Annotated in this window: 16 protein-coding genes; 7 read left to right on the top strand and 9 right to left on the bottom strand. The window is 64.3% G+C overall.

Annotated features, from left to right (window positions below; translation table 11 throughout):
• Positions 1 to 9: 9 nt before the first annotated feature.
• Genes ACZBJS_RS31400 through ACZBJS_RS31390 form a run of 3 tightly spaced genes read right to left on the bottom strand, consistent with a single transcriptional unit; the run spans position 10 to position 4,192 of the window.
• Positions 10 to 1,395, bottom strand: coding sequence for an aldehyde dehydrogenase family protein (locus ACZBJS_RS31400; RefSeq protein WP_057020604.1), 1,386 nt, complete (start codon positions 1,393 to 1,395; stop codon positions 10 to 12).
• Between the two features lie 35 nt (positions 1,396 to 1,430).
• Positions 1,431 to 2,798 (bottom strand): glutamine synthetase family protein, encoded by a 1,368-nt coding sequence (locus tag ACZBJS_RS31395; RefSeq protein WP_463439714.1) that lies wholly within the window; start codon positions 2,796 to 2,798, stop codon positions 1,431 to 1,433.
• Between the two features lie 50 nt (positions 2,799 to 2,848).
• Positions 2,849 to 4,192 (bottom strand): aspartate aminotransferase family protein, encoded by a 1,344-nt coding sequence (locus ACZBJS_RS31390; RefSeq protein WP_463439713.1) that lies wholly within the window; start codon positions 4,190 to 4,192, stop codon positions 2,849 to 2,851.
• A gap of 352 nt (positions 4,193 to 4,544) precedes the next feature.
• Between ACZBJS_RS31390 and ACZBJS_RS31385 the strand changes: the two genes are divergently transcribed.
• From ACZBJS_RS31385 to ACZBJS_RS31375, 3 genes are all read left to right on the top strand, one after another.
• The gene (locus ACZBJS_RS31385; protein WP_463439712.1) at positions 4,545 to 5,366 is read left to right on the top strand and encodes a DeoR/GlpR family DNA-binding transcription regulator; all 822 of its coding nucleotides are present in this window, start codon (positions 4,545 to 4,547) and stop codon (positions 5,364 to 5,366) included.
• A 13-nt stretch (positions 5,367 to 5,379) separates the two neighbouring features.
• Positions 5,380 to 6,411 (top strand): helix-turn-helix domain-containing protein, encoded by a 1,032-nt coding sequence (locus ACZBJS_RS31380; RefSeq protein ID WP_463439711.1) that lies wholly within the window; start codon positions 5,380 to 5,382, stop codon positions 6,409 to 6,411.
• A gap of 67 nt (positions 6,412 to 6,478) precedes the next feature.
• Positions 6,479 to 7,270 carry an inositol monophosphatase family protein gene (locus tag ACZBJS_RS31375; protein WP_168856097.1) on the top strand — a complete coding sequence of 264 codons (792 nt, stop codon included), beginning with the start codon at positions 6,479 to 6,481 and terminating at the stop codon, positions 7,268 to 7,270.
• 26 nt (positions 7,271 to 7,296) lie between these two features.
• On the opposite strand, the gene ACZBJS_RS31370 is transcribed toward ACZBJS_RS31375, so the two are convergent.
• Both ACZBJS_RS31370 and ACZBJS_RS31365 read right to left on the bottom strand, forming a co-directional pair.
• The gene (locus ACZBJS_RS31370) at positions 7,297 to 8,253 is read right to left on the bottom strand and encodes a choline/ethanolamine kinase family protein (protein WP_168856098.1); all 957 of its coding nucleotides are present in this window, start codon (positions 8,251 to 8,253) and stop codon (positions 7,297 to 7,299) included.
• Entirely contained in the window at positions 8,250 to 9,206 is a 957-nt protein-coding gene (locus tag ACZBJS_RS31365; RefSeq protein WP_063790183.1) for a phosphotransferase family protein, read from the bottom strand. The genes ACZBJS_RS31370 and ACZBJS_RS31365 overlap by 4 nt, the downstream gene beginning before the upstream one ends.
• Before the next feature lie 225 nt (positions 9,207 to 9,431).
• On the opposite strand from ACZBJS_RS31365, the gene ACZBJS_RS31360 reads away from it, so the two are divergent.
• Positions 9,432 to 10,814, top strand: a complete 1,383-nt coding sequence (locus tag ACZBJS_RS31360) for an amidase (RefSeq protein WP_463439710.1) — start codon at positions 9,432 to 9,434, stop codon at positions 10,812 to 10,814.
• Between the two features lie 4 nt (positions 10,815 to 10,818).
• Here the strand turns inward: ACZBJS_RS31360 and ACZBJS_RS31355 are convergent, their stop codons facing one another.
• From ACZBJS_RS31355 to ACZBJS_RS31340, 4 genes are all read right to left on the bottom strand, one after another.
• Positions 10,819 to 12,639, bottom strand: coding sequence for an ABC transporter ATP-binding protein (locus ACZBJS_RS31355; protein ID WP_463439709.1), 1,821 nt, complete (start codon positions 12,637 to 12,639; stop codon positions 10,819 to 10,821).
• Position 12,640: 1 nt separating this feature from the next.
• Positions 12,641 to 13,558 (bottom strand): ABC transporter permease, encoded by a 918-nt coding sequence (locus tag ACZBJS_RS31350; RefSeq protein ID WP_057020612.1) that lies wholly within the window; start codon positions 13,556 to 13,558, stop codon positions 12,641 to 12,643.
• A 2-nt stretch (positions 13,559 to 13,560) separates the two neighbouring features.
• The gene (locus tag ACZBJS_RS31345; RefSeq protein WP_092083050.1) at positions 13,561 to 14,541 is read right to left on the bottom strand and encodes an ABC transporter permease; all 981 of its coding nucleotides are present in this window, start codon (positions 14,539 to 14,541) and stop codon (positions 13,561 to 13,563) included.
• A gap of 101 nt (positions 14,542 to 14,642) precedes the next feature.
• Positions 14,643 to 16,205 (bottom strand): ABC transporter substrate-binding protein, encoded by a 1,563-nt coding sequence (locus tag ACZBJS_RS31340; protein WP_316398274.1) that lies wholly within the window; start codon positions 16,203 to 16,205, stop codon positions 14,643 to 14,645.
• A 341-nt stretch (positions 16,206 to 16,546) separates the two neighbouring features.
• Between ACZBJS_RS31340 and ACZBJS_RS31335 the strand changes: the two genes are divergently transcribed.
• The 3 genes from ACZBJS_RS31335 to ACZBJS_RS31325 all read left to right on the top strand — a co-directional run bounded on the left by ACZBJS_RS31335 (position 16,547) and on the right by ACZBJS_RS31325 (position 20,671).
• The gene (locus ACZBJS_RS31335; protein ID WP_245311788.1) at positions 16,547 to 17,356 is read left to right on the top strand and encodes an HAD-IIA family hydrolase; all 810 of its coding nucleotides are present in this window, start codon (positions 16,547 to 16,549) and stop codon (positions 17,354 to 17,356) included.
• Positions 17,353 to 18,336: a phosphotransferase enzyme family protein gene (locus tag ACZBJS_RS31330; RefSeq protein ID WP_463439708.1), complete on the top strand. Its 984-nt coding sequence runs from the start codon at positions 17,353 to 17,355 to the stop codon at positions 18,334 to 18,336. Before ACZBJS_RS31335 ends, ACZBJS_RS31330 begins: the two co-directional genes overlap by 4 nt.
• A gap of 175 nt (positions 18,337 to 18,511) precedes the next feature.
• Positions 18,512 to 20,671 (top strand): N,N-dimethylformamidase beta subunit family domain-containing protein, encoded by a 2,160-nt coding sequence (locus tag ACZBJS_RS31325; RefSeq protein WP_310885658.1) that lies wholly within the window; start codon positions 18,512 to 18,514, stop codon positions 20,669 to 20,671.
• Positions 20,672 to 20,699: the final 28 nt, after the last annotated feature.

Genomic DNA, 20,699 nt, shown 5'->3' with positions numbered 1-20,699 from the left:
GTGCTGCTCTCAATGCTCGATGCGAAGGTGGAACGATCTTGGGCGGGTCAACGCCTCGAAGCCGAGGCGCGACATGCCGACACCACGTCCGGTGTCCTTGAGGCCGGTCCACGCCAGGGCGGGATCGACATAATCGCAGCGGTTCATGAATACGGTGCCCGTTGCGATGCCGTCACCGATACGTTCGGCTGCGGCGGCGTCCTCGGTCCAGACCGATGCAGTCAGGCCATAGGGGCTGTCGTTCATTAGGCCAACCGCCTCCTGATCGGAGGAGACCTTCATGAGGCCGACCGCAGGCCCGAAGCTCTCCTCCATCATCACCTGCATGGAGTGATCGACGCCGACCAGGACCTGAGGCATCAGATAGGCCGTACCGATCTTGTCCGCCGGGAACCGGGCCGGATCGATCAGAGGCTGCGCGCCTTTTGCGACGGCCTCGCCGATGTGGGCGCGGACGGTATCGGCAAAGCGTGTCGCCGCCATCGGGCCGAGCGTCGTGTCCCGCGACAGCGGGTTGCCGAGCCGGTAGCGCGCGGTCAGGCCGGCAAAGGCGTCTACAAAGGAGTCATAGATCCGCTCATGCACGTAAATCCGCTCGATGCCGCAGCAGCATTGGCCGGAGTTGTAGAAGGCGCCGTCCACGAGCTGCTCGACCGCGAAATCGAAATCGGCATCCGGCCGCACATAGGCCGGATCCTTGCCGCCGAGCTCTAGCCCGAGGCTGATGAATGTCCCGGCCGCCGCTCGCTCGACCGCCCGGCCGCCGGCGACCGAACCGGTGAAGTTCACATGGTCGACCGAGCGCGATGAGATCAGCTCACTGGTCATGACATGGTCGAGCGTGAGCGTCCTGAACACCCCCTTGGGCAGGCCGACCCGGTCCAGTGCCGCCTGGAAGCGCTCACCGACCAGCAGGGTCTGCGCGGCATGCTTCAGGATCACGGCGTTGCCGGCCAGCAGCGCCGGCACGATGGTGTTGGCCGCGGTGAGATAGGGATAGTTCCAGGGCGCGATCACCAGCACGATGCCGGCAGGAACGCGCTTGATCATGCGGCGGAAGCCGGGCTGCCCGGTCGGCACGATCGGCGCCAGCGCTTCATCGCTGAGCTCGACCAGCACGCGGACGCGCTCCTCCAGGCTGCGCAGTTCGCCGCCATAGCGCACCGGCCGGCCCATCTGCATCGCGAGCTCCGGAACGACCTCGTCGTTCTGCGCCCGCATCTCGTGCAGGAAGGCGAGCATCATGGCCTTGCGCTCGGCGAGCGATATGCTCGACCATTCCTGCTGCGCTTTCCGTGCTTGCGCGAGAGCCGCGGCGACCTCGGCACCCGTTGCGACGGGCCGCCGGGCAACCTCGCTGCCGTCGACCGGCGAAATGCAGACGATATCGTTCACGTGATGTCACTCGTTTTTGGAAGGGAGGATCCGTCTCAAATGATCTCGAAGTAGCGAGCGAGCTCCCAGTCGGTGATGGCCTTGCGGAACTCGCGCTCCTCCCACTGCCGCGTCATCGCGTAGTGATCGACGAAGACGTCGCCAAACAGGTTGCGCGCCGCCTGCGAGGCGACCAGCCGGTCGGCCGCCTCCGACAACGTGCGCGGAAACGCGCGCTCGGGCGGATGCTTGCGCTCATAGGCGTTGCCGATGATCGGCTCGTCCGGTTCGATCCTGTGCTCGATTCCCCAGAGGCCCGATCCGAGCGCGGCCGCGATCGCCAGATACGGATTGATGTCGGCGGCAGCGACGCGGTACTCGACGCGCTGGCTGGCCGGCTTGCCGGGAATGACGCGCAACGCGCAGGTCCGGTTCTCGATTCCCCAGGTCGCGTCGGTCGGTGCCCAGAAGCCGGGGATCAGGCGCGAGTAGCTGTTCACGGTCGAGGCCACCATCGCAAGCAGCTCCGGAAGCAGCGCCTGCTGGCCGCCGACGAACCAGCGCATGATGTCGGACATGTCGCCGGGCCTGCCGCTCTGATGAAACACCGGCTTGCCGTCCCGGTCGCGCAGCGACAGATGCAGATGCCCGGATTGTCCGGGATAGGCGTTCGACCATTTGGCCATGAAGGTGAGCATCTTGCCCTGACGCTCGGCCCAGACCTTGGAGAAGGTCTTGAACAGCACGGCGCGGTCGGCGGCCGCGAGCGCATCGGTGTATTGGATCGCGGCCTCCAGCACGCCGGGTCCGGTCTCGGTGTGCAGGCCTTCGACCGGCATGTCCATCTCGTTGCAGAGCTTGAGCAGCGAGCGATGAAATTCGGACTCGACGGAGGCGCGCAGCATAGAATAGCCGAACCAGCCTGGCGTGAGATTCTTCAAGCCGCGAAAGCCCTTCTCGCGCACGCTGTGCGGCGTCTCGTCGAACACGAAGAACTCGAACTCCGCGGCCACGGACGGCGAGAATCCCATGCCCTCGGCGCGGTCAATGACGCGCCGCAGCAGCCGGCGCGGACACACCCCCGCCGCGGCGCCCTCGAATTCACCGAGGAAGAACAGCATGTTCTCTTCCGTCGGCACATTGCGGCAGGTCGAAGGATCGATGCGCGCGGTCGCGTCGGGAAAGGCCGTATGCCAGCCGGTGAATGCACAATTGTCGTACATCTGGTCGTTGGAGTCCCAGCCGAACACGATGTCACAGAAGCTGAAGCCGGCCTCCAGCGCGCCGACGAACTTGTCGCGCGCGAGATATTTTCCGCGAATGACGCCGTCGAGATCGACGATGCCGAGCTTGACGTGGGACAGGCCCCGCTCCTCGACAAGGGCCTTCGCCTCGGCGATAGTTCGTACGCTTCTTGCATCCATGATCTTCAAATCTTCGGCTTCTGTGGCATCGCGGGCTATCGGCGATCGCGTCACGACGCGGCCACCTCGCGCAACTCCTCGTCGCACGCGGTGATGAACATGTCGGCGTGGTCCTTGCCGAAGCACAGCGGCGGACGAATCTTGAGCGTGCTGCCGAACGGACCGGCAGCACCGATCAGGATGCCGCGCCGGCGCAGGCGATTGATCAGCAGGCTAGCGAGCTCCGGTGCGGGCTCCTTGCTGTCGCGGTCGCGCACCAGCTCGAGCCCGATGAACAGGCCGGCACCACGAACGTCTCCGATGGTCATGTGGCGATTGCCGATCTCGCGCAATCCATCCATCAGGTGACGGCTGACCTCGCGCGCATTCTGCATCAAGCCCTCGTCCTCGATGACGTCGAGCACGGCAAGGCCTGCGGCCGCGGCCACCGGGTTGCCGCCGAAGGTGTTGAAGTACTTCACTTCCGCGGCAAAGCGATCGAGCAGCGCGGCGCGCATGGCGACGCCTCCCATCGGAAAGCCGTTGCCCATGGGCTTGCCCATCGTGACGATGTCGGGGACGACGCCATGGCGCGCGAAGCCCCACATCGCCGCCCCGGTTCGTCCGAAGCCTGGCTGCACCTCGTCGGCGATGAACAGCCCCTGACGTTCGTGCACGAGCTTCACGGTGGGGGCCAGGAAGCCGGCAGGGTCGGCATGGATGCCATCGCTCGAAAAGATCGTGTCCACCAGCAGCGCAGCAAAGCCGAAGCCGCTTCGCTCGAGATCGGTGATCGCTGCGGCAACGCTGTCGGAAAAGCGCTGGCCGGGATCGCCGACCGGATTGCGATACATCTCGGGTGCGGGAACTGCCCGCACGTGGGGCGGCAGCGGCTGACCGGGACGCGAGGACGGCGAGACATCAGTCACTGCGGCGCTATTGCCGTGATAGGCGGTCTCCGTGACAATGAAGCCCGTCCGCCCGGTTGTCACTTTCGCGACCCGTAGCGCAAGGTCATTCGCCTCGCTGCCGGTGCAAGTCAGGACCAGATGATCGATCCCGCGCGGAAACGTCGCCAGGAGACGCTCCGCATAGCCATCGACGACGTCGTTGAGATAGCGTGTGTGCGTGCTGAGCAGGCCGGCCTGACGGCTTATCGCCTCGACAACGCGCGGATGCGAATGCCCGACCGACGGCACGTTGTTGTAGAGATCGAGATAGCGCCGACCATCGACGTCGAACATATAGACGCCTTCGGCGCGCGCCATCCTGATCGGCTCCTGATAGAACAGCACCGAGGCTTTTCCGAACGAACGCAGGCGTCGTTGCACCGCCTCGCCGAGCGCTGGGTCGATTGACGACACCCGACTCTGATCGAAGGCGTTCAACGCCAGAATCCCTTTTTCCTGCTGCATCGCCTGCCTTTCCTTTGGCCCGCGGCCTGCGCGGACCAAAGCCGTCCCCTGCGGCGATCATTCCCCAGCCGTTCCACTGCGACCTTGGATCTATGTGCGAATCCCCACAACTGAAAAGCAGATTGCAGGCAAGAGACACCAGAACGTCAGACATGCGCTCCGCATTCCAAAGCCATACTTCATATGTTTCAGTGCCTTATGTGATCGCCATGATTCCTTTGCGAATTCCATAGGCAGCACGGCGCCCAAAAAATGAGGAATATGCCACACAATTGATGTGGACTCACAACATCACTTGGGGAACGATCATGGCACGGACGCTGGAGAGGTTTGCAGCCGGAGAGACAGCGGAATGACGAGTGACGCCCCTGCTGCGGCCGACAAGCGGCCACGAAAGGCCGACGGCGACCGCCTCTCGAAGCTCGCGCGCCACAAGCACATCATCTCGCAACTCACCGCCGCGCCGACGCTGCGGGCTTCCGAGCTCGCCGCCGTGCTCGGCGTCTCCGGCGAGACCATCCGGCGCGATCTGATGGAGCTTCAGGAGCAGAAGCTCATCAACCGCACCTATGGCGGGGCGTCCCGTCCCTTCGCGCTCGAGCCGGCGCTGACCGATCGCAAGGCGATCATGATCGCCGAGCGCGAGGCGATGGCCGCGGTGATCGCCGACCTGATCCTGCCGAACGAGGTGTTGATGCTCGGCGCCGGCGCGACCACGTTTCACATCGCGCGACGGCTGGCCTCACGCGCGCACGACATCACCGTGATCACCCATGATTGCGCCATTGCGGCCGCGCTAGCCGTCAATCCGTCGATCCGCGTGCTCTGCTGTCCCGGCCGCTATCACCCCACCGAAGGTTATGTGTTCGGCACGCAGACGATCGCGAACATCAACAGCTATGAGGCCAACCGCGCCATCGTGAGCGCGACCGGCATCAGCGCGCGCGGCGCGAATGATGCCGACGATGAGGCCGGTGCCATCTATGGCGCGATGGCCAAGCGCGCCGCAGAAGCCATCCTGGTGGCCGATCACGGCAAATTCGACCAGCGTGCGCTCACCGTCTTCGCACATTGGACCGATATCGATCGCCTGGTTACCGATCGGCAGCCAGAGGGAGCTCTGGCAACCGCTCTCCGTGAAGCCGGAACGGAGATCATCGTTGCGCAACCCTGAGAAAGGCCCAGCCATGGCACGCCTGACATCTGTTGCTTCCCGCGAGGAACACACCGGCCTTCATGCTGGCAACGACAAGGGCCCCGGTCCCACGCAGGATTGGCGGACCCGGATCGGACGCCTCGATCTCGAACTCGTCGGGCCGGATCACGCCTTTGCCCGCAACTGGGAACGCGTTGCCTGCATCCACGATGCCGCCTATGTGCTGGTGTTTCCGCAGACTGGATGCGTCGCATTCAGCCAGGACAGCCGCATCGGGATCGCACGTCCCGGCGAATATGTCCTGCTCAGCGAGCTCGCCTTCTACGAATTGTCGTCTGACAAGACCGCGCGCTTCCTGATGTTGCGGATTCCGGCCGCCGAGCTGCGCGGCCGGCTCGTCTCGGTTGAAGATCACATCAGTCGCCGCTTCAAGCCAAACGAACAGATGACGCACCTGCTGGCGGGCATGATCCGCAGCGTGGCCGAACTGTTCGTCGCCTCGCCGCCGCCGAACCCCCAGGCGCTCGCGACCGAAATGATCAGCTTCGTCGCGCTGACCATCGGATCGGAGGATCGCGGCGCCGCAACCGATGTGCGCAACGCGCGCTATCACCTGCGCCGCCGGATCGTCGACTTCATCGAGAGCCATCTCGGTGACCAGTCGTTGTCGCCGAAGAAGATCGCGGCGTCGAGCCGCATCTCGCTCAGTTATTTGTACAGCCTGTTCAACGACAACGAGACCACGGTCAGCCAGTTCGTCCAGACCAAGCGGCTGCAGCGGGCGTATGAAATCCTAGTCGCCGATCCGAAGGGCCGGCGGACCGTCTCGGAGGTCGCCTACGAAGTCGGCTTCAAGAACGTGTCGCATTTCTCCCGCTGCTTCAGCCGGCACTTCAAGGTGGCGCCGCGCGACGTTCGCCAGGCGCCCGTGTCGGCGCCGCAGCCGGCCGCTGGCGGGCGCTCGCCGCAGCCGAGGAGCCCTGCCGCCCGAGTGGCGCGGCGCAACGGATTCGACTCCCCCTATTGGGAGATCGACAAGCAATCGGTCCACGAGACCGCGTAACGCCCGATCCCAAGGCAAGGCGTCGTGCGTCCCGCGACGTCGGCGCGCCTCCCGCCCGGAGCGACCATTGGACGACATTCAAGACAGATTATCCGCAAGCGAGCTCGCTTCGTTCTTCAATGAGCTTGCCGACGTGGCCGGACGGATCGCCGTGACGCACTTCCGTTCCCGCGTCGATTTCGAGCGCAAGCCGGACCTGACGCCGGTCACGATCGCCGATCGTGCGATCGAAATGGAGCTACGGCAGCTGATCGGTTCGCGCTTCCCCGATCACGGCATCCTCGGCGAGGAGATGGGATCGACGGCCGGGGACCGCTACACGTGGTATCTCGATCCGATCGACGGAACGAAGAGCTTTATCTCCGGCATGCCGCTGTTCGGCACGCTCGTCGCGCTCGCCGACGAGAGAGATGGATCGATCACCGCCGGCATGATCGATATGCCCGCGCTGGCCGAGCGGTGGTACGGCACCCGGCAAGGCACCACCTTCAACGGCAAGCTGGCAAGGGTGAGCCGCACCACGCGACTGGAAGACGCGCAGATCTACACGTCATCGCCGGACTTCTTCACGCCGAGCGACTGGGCCCGCTACGATGCGCTCAGCCAGAAGGCCATGTTCCGGCGATTTGGCGGCGACTGCTACCAATATGGCCTGCTCGCATCCGGCCACTGCGATCTCGTGGTCGAAACCTCCCTCAAGTCGTTCGACTTCATGCCGCTGATTCCGGTGGTCGAGGGCGCTGGCGGCATCGTCCGCGACTGGCAGGGGCGGCCGCTGTCGCCGGAATCCGATGGCCGGATCATCGCGGCCGCGAACGACAGCCTGCTCGAGCAGGCGCTCGCGATCCTCAATCAATAACTGCGGAAGCCCTCCTGTCGCGCGGCTCAGACGAGCCGCAACCAGCCATCCCAGCGGGGATCGTACATCACGTCGCGGGCACGCATGTATTTCCAGACGCCGTACTTCTGATAGTCGAAATCCCAGTCCTTGAGCTTCCTGTTCACAACCGCCCATGACGCCCATTTCAGGTCGGCGAGCGCCCGGTTGAGTATCACGCGCGCGACCATCTGCGGCCGCACCTCGCCCAGATATTGCTCGATCAGGGCCTCCGTCAGATGCTCGTCGAAGAACATCTCGGCGAACAGGACGCCGAGCTCATAGCTACGCTCGTTGTTGGAAGCGAACTCATAGTCGATCAGCTTCATCGGCCTTGGGGCGCCTGATTCCGCCGAGATAAGGAAATTGCCCGGCATCGGATCGTTGAAGCACGGCACGAGATCGAGACCCGACGCCAGGAACGCCGACTTGGCCTGATTGTAGCGATGCATCAGCCAGGGCATGTCCTGCGGGAAATGCGCGCCGAGCTCCCTGCCCTGCTCGATATGTTCCTCGATCATGTCGAAGATGGTCTTGGTCTGGCCGAGCTTCGGGCCGGCATGCAGGCGGCGGTAAAGGTCGAGAACGTCGGCCTGGATGGCGGCATCGCCGAAATCGGCATTGGTGCAGGCGCGATAGCCTTCGAGGAACTCGCTGATCTCGAGCCCGTCCGTGGCGTCGAAAAAGATCACCTCGGGCGCAACGCCCATGGCGTGGGCATTGCGCGCAGCCTCGTTGGCGGTCACGCGATCGATGAACATCTCCGAGCCCTCGCCGGGCACCTTGATGAAGTAGCGCCGTCCATCGCCGGATATCTCGACCAGCCAGTTCTGATTCATGAGGCCGCCGACCAGCGGGGTATAGGCCGCCCCCTTGCCGTGCCATTGCGGCACGCGGGCGATCGCTGCCTCGATATTGCGCTCGTGGACTGTCGCTCCCTCGCCGAGCTTCCTGCGGACAGTCATGCGATCCTCCGAAGCATCTCGCCAAAGCGCGGCTCCCGGACCGTCATGCGGCAACGTACGAAGCGCCAGCTGGCGAACTTGTAAAACTCAAAGGTGTTGCGCGCCGACCGCGCGGCGAGCACGGCGCCGATCAGGCCCCAGCGCAGATCATCCGCCATGCCGTAGATGCGGGCGCGGCTGAATGCGCGCTCGTCGAATCCGCCGGCGTTGCGGCTGAAGGCGTCGCGCGCCTCCGGCTCCTGCGCGAAGGCTTCGACGAGGAAGCTGCCGAGGTCCTCCAGCGGGTCGGCCGTCGTGGCGCGATCCCAATCGATCAGGCGAACCTCGCCGGTGTCGCTGATCAGGATGTTCGAGACATTGCCATCGCCATGGATTGGCACCGGTTTGATGTCGAGTTTCCTCAAGGCATCGGCCGCAAAACGCAGCTCCTTGACCAGCCATTCCGCATCAGACGGCAGTTGCGCCTTCGCGGCCTTTGCCGCCTCGTAGAAATGCTCGATCTCGTCGAAGACTCCCATGCGCCGCGGCAGAGGCGCCCCTGCCTGGAACAGGCGCCGCGCCGCGATGACCGCGTCGACGATCTTCGGCTCCAGCATCCGCTCCAGCGTGCCGACCCGCCAGCCACGGTTGAGATCTTCCATGACCAGAAGTCCCGCGTCCGGATCCGCCGCAAGCACCTTGGGACCGATACCGAGATCGGATGCGCGCCGGGCCGCTTCGAACGCGCAGGCAACGTCGATGTAGAGCTTGGCATCCACATCCATGTTCTTGATGAAGATGCTCTCGCCGCTTCCGTTCCTGGTGGCGCGCCAGGGAGCGCCGTCGACCCCGCGCCAGCTTGGCGAGGCGAGGACCGGAATGGCGGGCTCGATCACGATATCGCCCGTCCCCCATCCCGGGAGCCCGGCAATGTAGTTCCGGACCGTGGCGATTTGCGTTCCAGATTGGCTCATGACGACTTCTGATCTCTCGCGGGTGTCGTTCGGCCCGCCTGTCGCGGGCCTCCCGGTTTGATGACAAATTCGATCAAGACAGATGCAAAAGGGATGCCTCGCACTCCACCAAATCATGCCCTTACGGCAGCGGCACTACCCCGACAGGGGCGACTTTCGCTATCCGGACACTGATCCAGAACGCCATTTGTCGAGGCCAAGATGTCTGCTGCGGAACTAATCGGGATGAGCCTTACGGGGCTGACGGAGGCCTACGCATCGCGCGCATTGTCGCCGGTGGAGGTGTTGCGAACCGTGCTCGGCCATGCCGAGGCGGTCAATCCCGCGATCAATGCGCTGTTCTGCTTCCGTCCGGAGCAAGCCATCGCAAGCGCGCAAGGCTCGGAAGCGCGATGGAAGGCGGGAACCGCGCTGGGTCCGCTCGACGGCGTCCCCATGACGGTCAAGGACAGCGTCGCCATGATCGGCTGGCCCTATTTTCACGGCATCGGCGCCAACCGTGCCCTGCCGCCGTCCAACTACGATTCGCCGCCGGCGATCGCGCTCCGCGAGGCCGGCGCGGTGATCTTTGCCAAGACCACGATGCCGGATTGCGGCCTGATGGCGTCGGGCATCAGCTCGCTGCACGGCGTTACCCGCAACCCCTGGGGGCTCGCCTGGAATACCGGCGGCTCGTCGGCCGGCGCAGGCGCCTCCGTCGCCGCTGGCGCCGGCTATGTTTCCGTCGGCACGGATATCGCAGGCTCGGTCCGCCTTCCGGCCGCCCATTGCGGACTGGCCGGACTGAAGCCGACCCATGGCCGTGTGCCGCATTTGCCGGCCGACACCATGCGCATGGCAGGCCCGATGGGTCGCAGCGTGGATGATATCGCGCGCCTGCTGACCGTGCTGACGCGGCAGGACGAGCGCGACACCTGGAGCCTGCCCGCCGATGGCGTGCGCTATCACGAGCATCTGAAGCGCGACGTGAAGGGACTGAAGATCGGCGTCCTCACCGACATGGGCTTCGGCATGAAGGCCGAAGCTACGGTTCGCAGCGCGGTCGATGCGGCCGGCAAGCTGCTCGCCGGCGCCGGCGCGATCGTCGAGCCATTCACCTCTCCGCTCACCGACGACGCCTATGCGCCGATCGACCTGTTCCTCCAGGTGCGCGGCTATCTCGAATATGCATCGCTGCCGCCGCATGGCGACACCGCACGCGACATCAATCCCTACGTTCGCGCATGGTGCCTTGGCGGGGCGAAACATTCGGGCGCCGACCTCTACCGGGCGCTGGGCCGGATCGCCAAGATGAAGGCGGCGCTGCTCGCGGCCTTCGAGGGCTGGGACTATGTCATCGCCCCGACGCTGCCGGTGGTGAATTTCCCGGCCGAGGAGCCCGGCGTGTCGCGTGAGACGCCGCTCGCGCACACGCTGTTCACCGCCATGTTCAACCAGACCTGCCAGCCCGCCTCCACCGTCTGCATGGCATTCGATTCCCGCCATCTACCGATCGGCGTCCAAGTGACCGGGCACCGCTTCGACGATCTCGGCGTGCTGCAGGTGACCAAGGCGCTGGAGGACATGCGCTCGTTCGCGATGGACTGGCCGTTCAAGCCACGGCCCTGAGCGCTCAGGCCGCGGCCTGCGCCGGGTCGCCGTCGAGAAGGTGGCAGGCGGCGAAGCGCCCCGGCGCGTGTTCGACCAGCTTCGGCGTCTCCAGCCGGCAGCGGCCGAACGCCTTCGGACAGCGCGAGGCAAAGCTGCATCCCGCCGGGATATCGATCGGGCTCGGCGGCTCGCCCTCCAGCAAGAAGTCCGCCGGGTTGAACGGCTTCTCCTCCAGCGTCGGGGCGGCCGAGAGCAATGCCTTGGTGTAGGGATGCTGGGGATCGAAGAACAGCTCGCGGTTGTCGGCGATCTCGACCATCTCACCGAGATACATCACGGCAATGCGCGTGCAGACCCTGCGCACCATTGCGAGATCATGGGAGATGAAGACATAGGTGAGGTCGTTCTTCTCCTGCAGCTTCGAGAACAGGTCGATCAGCCTTGACTGCTCGCGTTGATCCAGCGCGGACAAGGTTTCGTCGAGGATCAGCAGCTTGGGATCGAGGATCAGGGCACGCGCGATCGAGATGCGCTGGCGCTCGCCGGTGGAGAGCGTGTTCGGGAGCTGGTCATAGAGCTCGGCGGCAAGACCGACCTCGGCCATCGCTGCGATGACCCGGCTGCGCAGGTCCGCGCGGGCGACATTGCCGCGGATCAGCAGGCTCTCCTCGATCATGCGGCCGACGGTGGTGCGCGGCGGCAGCGCGTTGTACGGATCCTGCAGCAGCAGCTGGAATTCGCTGCGGGTGCGGATCAGCTCGCGCGGCGACAACGCCCCGAGCGACGTGCCGTTGAGGACGATGCTGCCGTTGTCGGGAACCTCCAGCCAGGCCAGCAGGCGCGTGAGGGTCGACTTGCCGCAGCCGGATTCCCCGACGATACCGAAATTCTCGCGCGGCATGATGTCGAGCGTTACGCCGCGCACCGCCTGCACGTTGCTGTAGCCATTGAACGTCCCCCGCTTGCGCGCGCGATAGGTCCGAACAACGTGCTCCACCTTCATCAGCGGCACTTCGTCTTGCGCCTTGCGGCGGGCCAGCGGGCCCTCGGTGGTCGCCCACATGCGCGGCACACTGGCAATGGCCTTGCGCGTGTAGTCGGTCTGTGGCGAGGCGAGCAGGCCGGCAAACGCTTGCTGCTCGACGAACCGGCCCTGATGGAGCACGGCCGTGCGGTCGCCGAACTGGCCGAGCGTGGGCAAGGAAGACGACAGATAGATTGTCGCCATCCTGTGGCGCAGGCACAGGTCGTGGAGCAGCGCCACGATCTGTGCCGCGATGGTGACATCGAGCGGCTGGGTAATGTTGTCGGCGATCAGGACGGCGGGCTCGGCGCAAATCGCGTCCACGATCATCGCGCGCTGCATCATGCCGCCGGAAAATTTTGCCGGGTAGTCCCAATAGCGCTCCTTCGGCGATGGAATCCGGACCTCGCCGAGGAGCTGCACGACCCGCTCGCGGCATTCGCGCGGATTCCATTCGGGCCTGACGCTGTGCAGCTTTTCCGCGATCTGGGTCCCGACCGGTATCGTCGGATCGAGCGAGCTTTGCGGCTTGGAGCCGATATAGGCGATGTCGCGGCCGATCCGCACCTCGCGCGCCCCGGCGCCGAGAATGTCGTGGCCGGCGAACGTGACCCGTCCGGAGCGATACGCCAGACTTTCCGGCAGCCAGTTCGCCAATGCGCGGCTGAGCACGGTTTTGCCGGCGCCGCTTTCGCCATAGATGCCGAAGATCTCCGACGTGTTGAGGCGGAAGGAGATGTGATCGAGGATCGGCGCGGCGCCCGGTGCCGAAGCGCCGACCGTGAGGTCGTCAACCTCCAGAATGAGCGAGAGATCCATCTCAGAGACCCCCATAGATGCGGTTGCGCGCCTTCTCGAGCGCCGACCCCATCAGGTTGATCGAGGTAAGCGCGATAGCCAGGAACACGCCCGGCGTGGTCGCGATCCACCAGGCATTGATCAGGTATTTGCGGGAGTCGGCGATGATGCTGCCGAAGCTCGGCGTCGGCGGCTGGATGCCAAGCCCCAGGAAGCCGAGGATCGCTTCGAAGATCATCATGCGTGCGACGTCGAGCACGGCGACGAATGCGATCGGCGGCAGGATGTTCGGCGCGGCGAACAGAAACAGGATCCGCCAGTCCCCGGCGCCGAGCACGCGCAGGCCGCGGACATATTCCTTGCCGCGCTCGGTGACCGCGGCGCTGCGCGCCACGCGCGCGTAGAGCGGCCAGCCGGACAGCGCCAGCACGATTATGATGGTCGGCACCGTCGGCCGCGACACGCCGAGAATGGTGATCGCCAGGATGATCATCGGAATCGACAATTGGGCATCGGTGATCCGCATGATGACGGTGTCCCACCATTTGCCCTTGAAGCCGGCGAACAGGCCAAGGCCGCAGCCGATGACAAAGATGAGCAGGACCGTGACGACGCCGACCAGCAGCGAATAGCGCAGGCCGATCAGGCTGCGCATCAGCATGTCGCGGCCGAGCTGATCCGTACCCAGCGGATGATCCCAGGTCCATTTGTCGCCGAGAAAGACCGGCGACATGAACTTGTCCTTCACCACCATCTTGGTCGCACTGATCGAGGACACCTCGGGATAGATGGCCGAGGCCAGCACCAGCGCCATGAAGATGAAGAAACCGATCTTGAAGCTCGGCATGCGCCAGGCGGCGGCCATGATGCGGCGGTTGACGGAACGGATTGGGGCCGCCGGCAAGGCGGGCTCCTCGGCGATGATCGTGGTGGCCGTCATGCTCAGATCTCCACGCGGGGATCGACCAGATAGGCGACCAAATCCACGATGATATTGATGAAGACAAAGACGGCGCTGGTCGTGATGGCGATGCCCTGGATGACCGGAAAGTCGCGCCCGACGACAGAGACCACGGTCAGATTGCCGAGGCCAGGATAGTCGAAAATGTATTCAATTACGAGAACGCCGCCGATCAGCGTCGAAAGCTGGATCCCGAGCAGGTTGACTAGCGGCACCGCCGCGTTGCGCAGGGCGTGCGAATAGACGATGCGGCGGCGAGACAGGCCGCGCACCCGCGCCTCATCGATGAACGGCGCTTGCATGACCTCGCCGAGCGAGGTCGTCAGCGTGCGGATGATGAAGGGGGCGATCTCCACCGCGAGCACGAAGGCCGGCAGGATGACATAGGAAAACCCCTGGTAACCGAGCGCCGGCAGCAGCTTCAGCTTCACCGACAGAAACAGGATCAGAACGATCGCGAGCCAGAAATTCGGAATCGAGACGAACAGCGACTGCATTCCGAACGCCAACGCATTCTGCCAACGATGCTGGTGCAGCCCGCCCGCGATGCCGATCGGAAACGACAGCAGCAGCGCGAACACGAGCGCCATTCCGCCCAGTTGCAGCGTGAACGGCAAGCGTTCGAGGATGAGATCGATCACCGGCGCCATATCCGACTTGGTCGGGTCAACATACTGGCCGCCGGTCGCGATCATGCCGCTGCGCGGCCGCAAATAGGATTGCCCGAGATCGCCCTGTACCAGCCCGCGCATGTACCGACCATATTGCACGATGATGGGGTCGCGCAGCCCCATCTTGGTCGCGACCTTCTCGACCACATCGGCCGGCGCCATGCCGCCGACGATCAGGCGCACGGGATCGCCCGGCACCACGCGCAGCAGCGTGAAGATGATCAACGACGTGATGAAGACGATCAGGATGCCCTGCGCGATCCGCTTGACCAGGAATTCCAGGATCAACATCGAGAAGAGCTACCCTTGCAATTCATGAGGACCAGACCCGACCAATCCGGCCTGCGTTCGCGAACCGGCAGGCCGGGCGTACCCGGCCTGCCGAGCAATCATCATGCCAATGTTGCCTTGGTCATGTCCTGCATGCCGTTCGGATAGATGTACAGACCATCCAGCTTCTTGCTGTAGGCATGGATGAAGACCGAGGTGAACAATGCGAGCGCCGGGGCCTTCTTGGCGATGGTCGGCAGCGTCTCGGTCTGCAGGATCTTCTTGCGCTCCTCGATTGTCGTGGCGTTGCGCTCCTTGTCCAGCACCGCGTCGATGTCCTTGTCGACGATGCCGGTGATGCGCTTGGAGGAGGAGTGGAAGTGGGTGCGCAGCACGAGATCCGGCTCGGGCGAGCCGGTGCACCAGCCGCAGTCGATCATGTTGCCCTCACCGCCGCCGGGCTTGTCGTAAAGCAAATTACCCCACGCCGCGACTTCGAGCGTCTGCAGATTGACCTTAAACCCCTGCTCCTGGAGCATTCCGGTAATCAACTCGGCATATTCCTTCGTCTTCGGATAGAAACCGACCGACGTGTAATAGGTGAGCTCGGGCAGGCCCTGGCCTTTGGGGAAGCCGGCCTCCGCGAGCAGCTTCTGCGCCTTGTCCGGATCGAATTCAGGATAGTCGGCCACCTCGGCATAGCCGAACTTGACCGGCGAGATGTGCGCCTTGGAATAGATGCCGGAGACGCCGAGCACGTCGAGCACCTGCTTGCGGTCGATCGAGTAGCATGCGGCGAGGCGAATGCGCGGATCGTCGAACGGCTTCTTCGAGCAGCGGAAGAACAGGTATTTGTTCTCGACCGAAACCGCCTTGTGGATGCTGAAGCGGGCATCCTTCGAGATGGTCTCGACCTGCTCCTGCTCGAGCCGCTCGATGATGTCGGCCTCGCCGTTCAACAGCGACAGCGTGCGCGTCGTGGTGTCACCGACGAAGTGATACTCGACACCCGGGATCTTCGCTGCGCCGAGGAAGAAGTCGGGATTGGCGGCGAGAACGGTGGTGTCGCCTTTCTGCTCGACATATTTGTAGGGGCCCGTGCCGTTCATGCGCGCCGAGAGCTGCGCCTTATTGGCAACGTCCTTGGCCGACATGATCGGCAGGAAGGACGACAGGTAGTAGTAGAGCGTCGCCGGATAGCCCTGCACCTTCGTGTTGATGTGGCAGGTGTAGTCGTCGACGACGTCGACGGTGACGAGACCGGGGTACCACTGCGCCGGACGATCGGGTTGGCAGCCATATTCATAGGTCGCCTTGACGTCGGCCGCTGTGAACGGGGATCCGTCATGAAATTTGACGCCCTTCCTGAGTTTCACCTCCATCGTATAGGTGTCGATGGGCTTCATCGATTCAGCCAGCTCGAAGATCAGCTCGTCCGGCTTCTCCGGCCGCATCGGCGCCCGCGTCAGGTAGCCGAACACGAAGCCCTCGACGATGAGCTGGCCGAGATTGGTATGGGTGGTTGGGTCCCAGTTGCCGGTCAGCGCTTCCGCGCCGAGAAAGCGCAGTGTCTTGCCTTCGGCGGCAAAGGCGGAATTCACAAGAAAGTCGGGATTGACCCGCCCGAAACCGAACGCCGCGGCCCCGGCCAATCCCCCTAACATCAAGTCTCTGCGGTTGATCATATGGTAATCCCTCGATGATTTCGGCAACGCTGAAACTGCTCTCGAGGCCGCAAGGCACTCAGCCGTTTCGATCGTCTTGCACAAATCGTGGCTTTCACGCCTGCAAAGCCTAGACCAAAGGCCGCAATCGCCCGATTCCTGCTGCTCCACGATTCCGTTGCTGACACTCCCGGGGCGCCGCAGTCGCGCACGGAGATTTTCCGCTCCCGGACGCATGGCGCACACCGGCAAGGCAAGGACGCCTTTCCAATGTGCAGCACACAAATCATGGATGCACAGAGCAGCAACGCCATGCAGACAACCATATGATCACGCTCGCGGAACTGAACGGAATCCCAGCATTGGAACAGCGCATTGCTCCGGCCAACCATCCCATTCGCGGCGTCATCTCGGATCTCGACGGCGTCGCCTATCGCGGCGACACTCCGATCGACGACTCCGTCAAGGCGTTTCGCGGATGGAGCGAGCGGGGCCTGCCCTATGCGTTCGTCACCAACAATTCGACGAAATCCGCCGCGCAATTTGCCGCCAAGCTGAGCCGCATCGGCATTCCGGCCGAACCGTCACAGGTCTTCACGACGATTTCGGCGGTCACGTCCCTGCTCGAACGGCGCTGGCCGCGTACCACGCCCGTGTTTGCGATCGGCGAACGACCACTGCTCGAGGCGATCGAGGACATTGGCTATCACCTGACCGACGTCAAGCCCAAGATCGTCGTGCTCGGCTTCGATGCCACGCTCGACTACGCCAAGCTGCGCACCGCGGTCAGGGCCGCACTCGCCGGCGCAACCGTCATCGCCACCAATCCCGATGTCCTGACGCCGGTTCATGACGGCTACGATCCCTGCGTCGGCGTGATCACGGCCGCGGTTGCAGCGGCCGTTCCCAATACGAAGCCGATCGTGCTAGGCAAGCCGCAACCGTTCCTGATCGAACAGGCGCTGGCGCATCTCGGCACCGCCCGGCATGAGACCGTCATGGTCGGCGACCAGATCGGCACCGATATCGCAGCAGGAAAGGCCGCCGGCATGCGGTCGATCCTGCTCGCCAGCGACGTCCCTTTCAATGCGGTGGCGGACGTCGTTCCCGATCGCATCATCGCGAGCCTTCTTGACCTCGCGGAGCCCGAGACGGTCGGTTGGCCGCGATGATGACTCCCGGCCTCATCGAGAGCATGCAGGCCTCTCTTGCCGCGAGCCTGCCGCGCTGGGGACTATCATCGCAATCGACGCTCGCCTTTCTCAGCCATTCCGAGAACACCACCTTTCTCGCGCAGGATCCGGCCGCTCGGCAAAAACTCGTGTTGCGCGTGCAGCGGCCCGGCTATCACTCACCTGACGAGATTGCGTCCGAGCTCGCCTGGATCGACGCCGTGATCGCAGACAACGTGGTGCTCACGCCGCGCCCGGTCGCCGATCGGGACGGACACCTGTTATGCCCCATTCCCCTGAGTGGTGCGACACGACACGTCGTTGCATTCGAATTCCTCAGCGGCAAGGAGCCGGACGCCTCGGACGATCTGGCCACCTGGTTCGGCAAGCTCGGCGCGACCAGCGCGCGGCTTCACGCGCACAGCCGCCGATGGACATTGCCATCAACGTTCCAGCGCAAGGTCTGGGATTTCGATGCCATGCTGGGCCGCCGGCCACTATGGGGTGACTGGCGCGCCGGTCTTGGCCTGCGCGACGATGGCCGCAGGCTGCTGCAGAGGGTCGCCGACGAACTTGAACGGCGCGTCGAGGCTTACGGAAGGGGCGAGCAGCGGTTTGGCCTCGTTCACGCCGACCTCCGCCTCGCCAACCTGCTCGTCGAAGGCGACCGGCTCGGCGTCATCGACTTCGACGATTGCGGCTTCTCGTGGTTCTTCTATGACTTCGCCGCGGCCGTCAGCTTCATCGAGCACGAGCCGGTGATGGACCTGCTCCAGCAGTCGTGGCTTGCGGGATACCGGACCGTCGCACCGGTCTCGCGCGACGACGAGGCCATGCTGCCTGCGTTCGTGATGCTCAGGCGCATGCTGCTGACGGCCTGGCTCGCTTCGCATTCGGACACCGAAACCGCGCGACGCCTGGGTACGGGCTACACCGACGGAACGGTCGCGCTCGGCGACCGGTTCCTGCGCGGATCGTGACGCGGACTTTCGGGACCAGCCGCGGCGCGCCTGTCCGTTTCTCCAGTGTTGTTGCTCCCGGACTCCAGAATGCCGCAACAGATGTTTCCCCGCCGGCTTTGATCCGCGAATGATGGGCGCGCTCGGACATTGCGCGTCCGAAGCGGACTTAACCAGCGAGCGTGGGCGGCGTCAGATGGATATCCAGGCTTATTTCGAGGAGTGGTCCTGCGAGCCCGGCGATGTCGTCCGGCTCGCGATCAGCACGCCGCACGCCACCGTCCGCGCAAGCCTCGTGCGACTGGTCTCGGGTCCCGGGCGCGACGAAGCGATCGAGGGCAAGGTGGTCGATTTCTCGTCGGTGCTCGACCGCACCGTTTCCGGCGGCGTGCAATCCACGGTGGTCGGCTCGCACGCCGAATTTCCGCTTCCCTCACCGATCAACGATGCGGCGATCAGCGTCCATTGCTGGGCATGGCCGACCGTCCCCGAGCGGAGCGCGCCCCAGGCCATCTGGTCGATTGGCGACGTCGCGCTCGTCATCATCTCAGGCGGTCTTGCGCTTCGAATGGGCAGCGCAACGCTCGCAGTCTTGTCGGATGCGATCATCGCCAAACACTGGTATTCGATCCTGACTACCATCGGCGACGGCGAGGTCTGCATCGACCTCAGGCGTCTTGATGCCAAGGTTGGGGCACAACGCACGCTCCGCGCGGCAACCGGCGCGACGGCAAATGCGGCAACGCTCCTGCTCGCGGCGGCCGGCATCGGCCGGTCCGGGTCGCCGCTGGAGCCATATAATGGCAAGATCGACTCGCCAACGCTGCACCTCGCGAAGCCATCCGCCGAGATGATCGCCGCATGGCACGCGGGGAAGACTCCCACGCAGCCGGCATGGGCAGCATGGAAACTCGGCAGGGACTTCGCGTCGGAGACGATTGAGCCGGACGCTGGAGGCGAACAGGGGCACCTTGTCAACGGCGTCGAGCGCGGTGTGACCGGACGCAACTGGGACGGGCGAAGCGACTCCTTCGTCGAAGTTCCCGAGCAGTACTGTGCGCTGCAATTCCACGACGACGACATGGTGGATGCCGGCTGGAGGTATAATCTCGAATTCCGCCTGCCGGAGGACCTTCAAAGCGGAGTCTACGCAGTTCGGCTCGAGGCCGGCGGACGCCGCAATCATTTTCCGCTGTTTGTCAGACCGGTCCTGGGCACCTCGGCACCCGTGCTGTTCCTGGTGCCGACCAACACCTATCTGGCCTATGCGAACGACCACCTGGCTTCGCTCGATTTCTCATCGGTGATGCCTCATGACAAGGTGGTGCCCGAGGACGAACAGTACCTGTTCTCACATCCCGAGCCGGGCCGCTCCTGCTACGATACCCATGCCGACGGAACGCCGGTTCGCTATTCGGGCCGCAGACGACCGCTGTTCAACGTCCGCCCTGGTTTTCCGAACTGGCTAACGGGCTCATACCGTCACTTTCCCGTCGACATGTACATCGTCGAATGGCTGGAGCACCTCGGCATCGAATATCATGTCGCAACCGACGAGGATTTCGAACGTGGCGGCCGCAACCTGGCCGACCGGTACGCGGCGATCGTCACGGGCTCGCACCCGGAATACTGGACACGAACCGGCCTCGATATCCTCGACGGATACCTGCATGACGGCGGACGGGTCATGTATCTTGGCGGCAACGGCTTCTACTGGGTAACGAGCCGGCTCGGTGCAAAACCCTGGGTCATCGAGGTGCGCCGCGACAACAGCGGCACGCGCTGCTGGGATGCCCCCTATGGCGAACGGACCCATGTTGCGACGCCTGAAGCCGGCGGCATCTGGCGCACGCGCGGCCGCGCCCCGAACAAGATGCTAGGCGTGGGCTTCGCATCGGAGGGATGGTCGAAGGGCTGCGGCTATCGGCGTCTGGAGGCGAGCTACAATTCGCCCGCCGCGAAATTGTTCGACGGCATCACTGAGGAAATCGTCGGCGATTACGGCTATGTGCTGGGTGGAGCGGTGGGAGACGAGGTCGACAGGTACGACGTTACGCTCGGAAGTCCCGAGCATGCCTATGTGCTCGGGACTTCGACCGGGCTTGGCAACGAGTATCAGCTCGTCATCGAGGATCTCACTCTTTCGCTCCCGGATCAGGGAGGCGCACAGCGGCCTGACGTGGTGAGATCGGACATGGTCCTGTTTCCGATCGATGGAGGCGGCTGGGTGTTTTCGGTCGGCTCCATCGCCTATGCCGGCGCCCTGGCCTGGGACGGCTGCGACAACGGTCTTTCGCGCCTGACGGCGAATATACTCAGGGCCTTCACCGGCAAGGAGCCGGTGCTCGGAGCATGAGACCGTCAGTGCGACTTCGCCCCCGAAA

The sequence above is a fragment of the Bradyrhizobium sp. KZN70725 genome (assembly GCF_055264925.1).
The sequence above is the reverse complement of the archived record's forward strand: the minus strand, read 5'-3'. Positions and strand labels throughout refer to the sequence as shown.